This window comes from Arthrobacter sp. JCM 19049 (genome assembly GCF_001310435.1).
This window is the reverse complement of sequence record NZ_BAXF01000165.1, coordinates 1-4,314: the sequence shown is the minus strand read 5'-3', so window position 1 is coordinate 4,314 and position 4,314 is coordinate 1. Positions and strand designations below refer to the sequence as shown.

Sequence of the window (4,314 nt, the reverse complement as noted above, 5' to 3'; positions counted from 1 at the left end):
GAAAGCAGGACGATACGGTCGCCCCTTTTCTGCCGGTCCGACGACACGAAATGCGGAACGCATGATGTCTGCCGTGGGCAGGTGCACCGTGGTGTCCTGGGTGGCACCGCTGGGTCTTCTCATCGTCCAGGTTCATCGCCTGGGTGGCGGTGTCCTCGATCCCGGTGCGCAGCATGCCCGGCACCGCGAGCACCGCGGTGTGCGTGTCCTCGTGGCGCAGGGCCTCGGCGGCGTCGGCCAGGGCGTTGGCGTTCTTCGGGCGGTCGGCCGGGTCCTTGGCCAGCATGGACATGATCAGCTGGCGCACCGGGGCCGGAATGGATTCGGGCAGCGGCGGGGGAGTGTCGTTGACCTGGGCCAGTGCGATGGCGATCTGGGATTCGCCGGTGAAGGGCCGGCGTCCGGCCAGCAGCTCGTAGCCGATGACGCCCAGCGCGTAGATGTCCGAGCTGCCGGTGGCGGTCTGCCCGGTGGCCTGTTCCGGGGCCAGGTACTGGGCGGTGCCCATCACCTGGCCGGTGGCGGTCAGCGGGACCTGGTCGGCCAGTCGGGCGATGCCGAAGTCGGTGATCTTCACCTTGCCCGAGGGGGTGACCAGGATGTTGCCCGGCTTCACGTCACGGTGCACCAGCGTGCTCGTGCGCTGCGGCCAGGGCCCGGGCGGTTTGGGCGATCAGCGACAGCGTGCGGTCCACATCCAGCTTGCGGTCCCGTTCAATGATGGTTGACAGCGGCGGGCCGGGCACCAGTTCCATGACCAGGTAGGCTGAGCCTCTTCCTCGCCGTAGTCGAAGACGCCGGCGATGCCCGGGTGGTTCAGCAGTGCGGTGTGCCGGGCCTCCACGCGGAAACGCGTGAGGAAGCCCTCGTTGCCGGTGTACTCCTCCTTGAGGATCTTGATGGCCACCAGCCGACCCAGCACCTGGTCGCGAGCTTCCAGACTTCGCCCATGCCACCGATCGCGATGCGGTCGGTCAGCTTGTAGCGACCTCCCAATGTAGTACCGGTAACTGGTCTCACTGGTTGAACACCGCCTCTGTCATTTGCTTCATAAGGGAAACCGCCAACCGGTGGTTCTTGTCGTAATCAATTCTTTCAAAGGCCACCGTGATGGCCACTTCGGGGTCATCGCCCGGGGCGAAGCCGGTCACCCAGGAGTTCACCGTGCGCCCCGGCTGGTCATCCGGCACATCCGCGGTGCCGGTCTTGACCCGCAGGTCCACGCCGGGCACGTTGGCCCGCATCGCCGTGCCGGACTGCACCGGGCCCTTCATCAGTTCGGCGACCTTGTTGGCCACCTCCTTGGTGGTGGCCGTGGAGAACTCCTTCGGCTTGGTCTCCTCCAGGACCCGCAGGTCCGGGGCGATGACCTTCTTGACCAGGTTCGGCTGCATGATCACCCCGTCGTTGGCGATGCCCATGGCCACCATGTTCATCTGCAGTGGGGTGGCCTGCACGTCACGCTGGCCAATGACCGACTGGGCCAGTTCGCCGGCGCTCATGTTGGGCTTGAACTGGCTTTCGGTCACCTTCAGCGGGATGTTCAGCTGTTGGTTGAAGCCGAAGCGCTCGGCCACGTCCTCGAACGGTGCCGAACCCAGCTTCTCGCTCATCTGCGCGAACGGCGTGTTGCAGCTCTGCGCGGTGATGAAGCGCAGATCCGCCTGCGTCCGGTTGGCGCAGATGCCCTCGGCGAAGTTGCTGATCTTCGCGCCTGGATGTTCACCTGCTGCGGGTTGGGGACCGGGGTGTCCATGTCGTACTTCCCGGACTCCAGCCCAGTGACCAGATCCAGGATCTTGAAGGTCGACCCGGGGCTGAACCGGTTGCCCAGCGCCGGGTTGACGTACGGGCTCAAACCCTTGACGCCGGTCAGCTTCTTCAGGTTCTCCGAGGCGGTCTTGGTGGAATGCACCGAGAGCTTGTTCGGGTTGTAGCTGGCTTGGAGGCCATGGCCAACACGTCGCCGGTCTTCACATCGGTGACGATGATGGTGCCGCGCAGTCCGTCGGGCAGCATGTTGAACGCCTTGTGCTGCAGCTCGTCGTCGATGGTCAGCTCCACCGAGGCGCCCTCTGTGGTCTTGCCGGTGAACAGCGCGGAGAGCCGGTCAAAGAGCAGGTCGGAGCTCTTGCCGGTCAGCCAGTCGTTCAGTTCGCTTTCCAGATGAGTGGACATGTTGGCCAACGAGTAGAAGCCGGTCAGGTGCGCGTACACCTCCGGGTCGTTGTAGACGCGCTGGTAGGTGAACTGCCCGTCCTCGGTTGGCACCGACTCCGCGATCGGCTTGCCGTCCACCAGGATCGCCCCACGGGGCATGTCGAATTCACGGTACAGCTCACGCTTGTTCAGGGCGTTGCCCGCCAGCTGGTCGGCGGCGAAGAACTGGATATAGCTCAGCGCCCCGAAACAGACCAGGAACATCACCATCAGGGCAACCCAAACGCGCCGAATGGCTGATTCACTAGCTTTTCACCGCCTTCGGATCGCTGGCACCGGGGGTGGCCACTTCATCGGTCGGGCCCACATGCCCGGTCATTGGTCTGCGTGAGTTGTGGGAGATCAGCAGCAGCAGCGCCACAATGATCCAGTTCGCCAGCAGTGAGGATCCGCCGGCCGCCATGAACGGGGTGGCCAGACCGGTGAGCGGGATCAGCCGGGTGACCCCGCCAATGATCACGATGCACTGCAGGGCCAGGGTGAAGGACAGGCCGGTGGCCAACAGCTTGCCGAAGCTGTCTCGCGATCCCAGTGCGGCGCGCAGCCCACGGGAGACCAGCAGCAGGTAGAGCATGATGATGGCGGCCACGCCGATCAGCCCCAGCTCCTCGCCGAAGGAGGCGATGATCATGTCCGAGTTGGCCAGCGGCACCCGGTAGGGCGAACCGTTGCCCAGCCCCGTGCCGATCAGCCCGCCGTCGGCCATGCCGAACAGGCCCTCGACGATCTGCATGCTGCCGCCGGTGGCGTAGTAGATGTCCGGGTTGAACGCGTCCAGCCAGGTGGTCAGGCGTCGGGTCACGTGGCTCATGGTGGTCGCGGCGAACACGCCGCCGACCGCCACCATCAGCAGGCCGATGACCACCCAGGAGATGCGGGCGGTGGCTACGTAGATCATCACGATGAACAGGCCGAAGAACAGGATCGAGGATCCCAGGTCGCGCTGGACCACCAGCACGCCGATGGACAGGATCCAGGCGACCACCATGGGCGCCATGTCCCGCATGCGCGGCAGCTGCATGGGACCGACCTTGCGCCCTGCCATCAGGATCAGGTCGCGGTTGGAGGAGAGATAACCGGCGAAGAAGATCGACAGGGTGATCTTGGCCAGCTCACCGGGCTGCAGGGAGAACCCGGCCACCCGGATCCAGATCCGCGCGCCGTTGATGGTCACCCCGAGCCCGGGAATCATCGGAAGCAGCAGCAGCACAATGGATGCCAGCAGGGCGATATAGGTAAAGCGGCGCAGGTTGCGGTGATCGCGCACCGCCCACATCACCACCGCGGCGATGAGCATGGCGATGCCCGTCCACAGCAGCTGGCGGAACGATTGCTCCGTGGACTTTGCCAGGTCCAGGCGGTAGATCATGGCCAGACCCAGCGAGTTCAGGGCGATCGTGATCGGAAGTATTACCGGATCAGAATATTTGGCGAAAAGCCGCAATAGGATGTGGACCAGAAGCGCCAGGCCACTGAGGATCCCCATCTCCAACACGAAGCCGCTGCGGTCGGTTTCCTCGGTGGCGGTCCCGATCAGGTAGAAGGCGGCGAAGCCAACTCCCAGGGCGAGCACGAGCAGGAGGAGTTCGAAATTGCGCCGGGGAACCGGTGCTGTCTGCAATTCGCTCATTGCATGATCTCCTCACAGTAGGCGGGCACGGGTTCCTGGTCATTGTTCTGGTCGTCCTTGGCCGGGGCCTGCACCGGACATTTCTGCTTGGCGGTCACCAGCAGTTCGTGCACCATCGCCTGGGCGTGGTTCAGGTCCTGCGCGTAGAGCGAGGACTCGACCCGCTGACGCGAATAGGTGGGCAGGGCCTCGAGCGGGATATTGCTGACCGACTCCACCTCGGAGAGGGAGATCGGCCCCAATTCCTGGGGCACCCCGCGGTAGATGGCCACATTGCCGTCCTTGGGAGCCACGAAATACTGGGTTTGGGTCCACAGGTAGCCCCACGCGCCGACGATCACCACCAGCACGCTCATCAGGGTCAGCAGCGCCGGCAGGAACCAGCGTCGACGCGGGCCGTGGCTCTCGAGCGGGTCGAGCATGTCGCCCGCTTCCGGTGAACGGTGGGGTGAGCAGGGCCGCGG

The 4,314-nt window shown here is 64.8% G+C and carries 4 protein-coding genes and 2 pseudogenes; all 6 read right to left on the bottom strand.

Going from position 1 to position 4,314, the window contains the following annotated elements; all coding sequences use genetic code 11:
• Positions 1-169 precede the first annotated feature (169 nt).
• Positions 170-1,020: pseudogene (locus tag JCM19049_RS08650) on the bottom strand (protein kinase); the annotation flags it as partial.
• The gene (locus JCM19049_RS08645; protein WP_054821391.1) at positions 1,017-1,613 is read right to left on the bottom strand and encodes a penicillin-binding transpeptidase domain-containing protein; all 597 of its coding nucleotides are present in this window, start codon (positions 1,611-1,613) and stop codon (positions 1,017-1,019) included. The gene JCM19049_RS08645 and the pseudogene JCM19049_RS08650, both read right to left, overlap by 4 nt.
• Positions 1,610-1,915 (bottom strand): penicillin-binding transpeptidase domain-containing protein, encoded by a 306-nt coding sequence (locus JCM19049_RS08640; RefSeq protein ID WP_054821390.1) that lies wholly within the window; start codon positions 1,913-1,915, stop codon positions 1,610-1,612. The genes JCM19049_RS08645 and JCM19049_RS08640 overlap by 4 nt, the downstream gene beginning before the upstream one ends.
• Entirely contained in the window at positions 1,882-2,424 is a 543-nt protein-coding gene (locus JCM19049_RS08635; protein ID WP_279402790.1) for a hypothetical protein, read from the bottom strand. The genes JCM19049_RS08640 and JCM19049_RS08635 overlap by 34 nt, the downstream gene beginning before the upstream one ends.
• A 40-nt stretch (positions 2,425-2,464) precedes the next feature.
• A complete protein-coding gene (locus JCM19049_RS08630) occupies positions 2,465-3,850 on the bottom strand; it encodes an FtsW/RodA/SpoVE family cell cycle protein (protein WP_054821388.1) in 1,386 nt (461 codons plus the stop codon).
• Positions 3,847-4,314 (bottom strand): annotated as a pseudogene (locus tag JCM19049_RS08625) (serine/threonine-protein phosphatase); the annotation flags it as partial. The pseudogene JCM19049_RS08625 and the gene JCM19049_RS08630, both read right to left, overlap by 4 nt.

Excerpts from the sequence above, each read along its gene's own strand:
- JCM19049_RS08645 (WP_054821391.1), bottom strand. The coding sequence starts at position 1,613 with ATGAGCGAGAAGCTGGGTTCGGCACCGTTCGAGGACGTGGCCGAGCGC.
- JCM19049_RS08635 (WP_279402790.1), bottom strand. The coding sequence starts at position 2,424 with ATGTTCCTGGTCTGTTTCGGGGCGCTGAGCTATATCCAGTTCTTCGCC.
- JCM19049_RS08630 (WP_054821388.1), bottom strand. The coding sequence starts at position 3,850 with ATGAGCGAATTGCAGACAGCACCGGTTCCCCGGCGCAATTTCGAACTC.